The organism is Dethiosulfatibacter sp., assembly GCF_983023055.1.
The window spans coordinates 1-2399 of record NZ_CEZJXU010000403.1; the positions used below are offsets into that span (position 1 = coordinate 1).

At 36.9% G+C, this 2399-nt stretch carries 2 protein-coding genes; one reads left to right on the top strand and one right to left on the bottom strand.

Annotation, left to right across the window (positions count from 1 at the left end; all coding sequences use genetic code 11):
• Positions 1-177: 177 nt before the first annotated feature.
• On the bottom strand, positions 178-1539 hold the full coding sequence (locus AC3AX0_RS11630; protein ID WP_487550449.1) for a sigma-54 interaction domain-containing protein: 1362 nt from the start codon (positions 1537-1539) through the stop codon (positions 178-180).
• Between the two features lie 354 nt (positions 1540-1893).
• On the opposite strand from AC3AX0_RS11630, the gene AC3AX0_RS11635 reads away from it, so the two are divergent.
• Positions 1894-2399 (top strand): 3-keto-5-aminohexanoate cleavage protein (locus tag AC3AX0_RS11635; RefSeq protein ID WP_487550450.1); only part of this gene is annotated, 506 nt, incomplete at its 3' end.

Sequence of the window (2399 nt, forward strand, 5' to 3'; positions counted from 1 at the left end):
GTACGATTCCAGCCGCTGCTACGGGTTGTCTATTCAAATATTGTGAAACAACAAGTGATTTATTCATAGCATTCCTCTCATGAATTTATAGATTAATGATAGCAGATAATGAGAAGCAAGTCAAAAATATAATCATAAAAGGCTTAGAGTTAAAATCAACTCTAAGCCTTTTTGTTTTTATTTATTAACATATTTCTTTATGAGTTTAGTGGCTTTGGTCTGGCTCAAATTAAGGTGTTCGGCAACTTTTCTTGAAGTTTTGTGTTTTTCATAGGCTTTTCTAATTAGATAACCTTCATATGAACTTGTTTTTTCTTCGAAGGAAATATCTTCGTCATCATCATCAAATTGGGATGTCTGGTCTTCTATGCCGAATAGTGATGTAGGTAGTTGATTCAGTCCTATGACCATTGTGTCTGAGGTAAGAACCATTCTTTCGATAAGGTGTCTCAGCTCTCTTATATTTCCTCGCCATTCATGCTTTACAAGTACTTCCAAAGCCCTGTCGGAAATTTGTCTGTTCATATTGTATTTACTGGAAAACTCTGTTAAGAAATGAGATACAAGATGGGGTATGTCTTCAGTTCGTTTTCTCAGTGGTGGTATATACAGCTCTACCACATTCAACCGATAGTACAGATCTTCCCGGAAATGTCCCAGCTCAACCAGGCTTTTCAAGGATTTGTTTGTAGCGGCTATGATTCTGACATCAACCTTCACAGGTGTAGTCCCACCTACAGGGAGAAATTCCCTTTCCTGAACCATGTGAAGGATTTTTGCCTGGGCAGAAAGTGGAAGTTCGGATATCTCATCAAGTAGTAGAGTTCCTCCGTCAGCCATTGAAATTAGGCCTTTTTTCCCAGACTGGCTTGCACCAGTAAATGCTCCTTTTGAATATCCAAAGAGTTCTGATTCGATAAGTTCGCTGGGAAGACTAGCACAGTTAACAGATATGAGAGGTTTATCCTTCCTTGGACTTGATTTGTGGATATGATTTGCAAGGAGGGTTTTACCGACACCGGTTTCACCTGTTATTATACATGTGGCATCCACCTTGCTTATCTTTGTAGCCAGTGAATATATTTTTTTCATTGCATTGCTTTTGAAAATATACTTATCCCTTCTTGATAATTTGCTAAAAATTTCTGAATCGACCTTATCATTGTACAGATCGATTTCATTTACATCATCCCGTACATTCATTACCACGTATTCAATATTTTCATTCTTATCAAATATGGGTACTGCAATAGTTAGAACCTGCATGCCGTTTGCAAGGGTTTGCTTTGCTCCATAAGCTTTCTTGTCCTTGTACATGGGGGTTAAAAAATTTGGTCCCCACCATTCTTCTCTGGAAAAATCCAAAGAGGTTTTGCCGATCATTTCGTCCTGTGTTGCTCCGTAATGGCGGGCGCAGGCCTTGTTTACATAGAGCAGTTTATAATCATTATCTGTAATGTATATTTCATCATACATATTGTCTATAAGATTGAAAAATGTTGGAAAATCAAAACCGTAAATCTTCTTTTTTTCACCCATTGAATATCACCTCTAATGAATTATTATATCTGTATCCTTTAATAAGTTTTATAACACAATATTACCTTAAAAACTACATCAATGCAAATTGAACTCTAGATTAAAGCAAAGTGTGATAGAAAATTGGTATTTTTTTAACTAACGAGTTGAAAGCAATTTCCGACTCGTTACATTTGAGTTGAATTCAACTCTAGAATGATGCATTAGAGATATATGTTTTTTAAGGAATGTTGAAAAACAGCCGTTTTTGCAGAAAATCAAAAATTGGCACGCTAATTGCATTTATAAATGTCATAGCATGCAATTAAAAAATATGATTGTATAAATAAACAGATATATCAGGAGGACAATATAATGGAAATGCAAAAAAAAGTAGCTCTTACCTGTGCACTTACAGGTTCAGGCGATTCACACTTAAAACACCCTAACGTACCAAAATCACCAGAGGAAATAGCAGCAGCGGCAGTTGAAGCAACTAAAGCAGGTGCTTCAATAATACATATGCATGTAAGGGACCCTAAAACTGGAGATCCTTGCAGAGATCTTAAGCTATACCAGGAAACTGTAAAGCTAATAAGAGCTGCAGATGTGGATGTTTGTATAAATATTACTACTGGAATGGGCGGAGACTGGACACCTGATAAGGAAAATCCTTTGATGCCTGGAGCAGGATCTGACATGATAACTCCAGCAGAGAGAATGGAGCATATTTTGAGCTGCAGACCTGAAATTTGTACATTGGATTGTGGAAGTATCAACTGGGGTCAGAACCTTCTATATATTGCAACATACGAGCAGCTTAGAGAATCAGCAAAACTTATTCAGGGAACAGGAGTTACTCCGGAAGTTGAAGCTTTTGA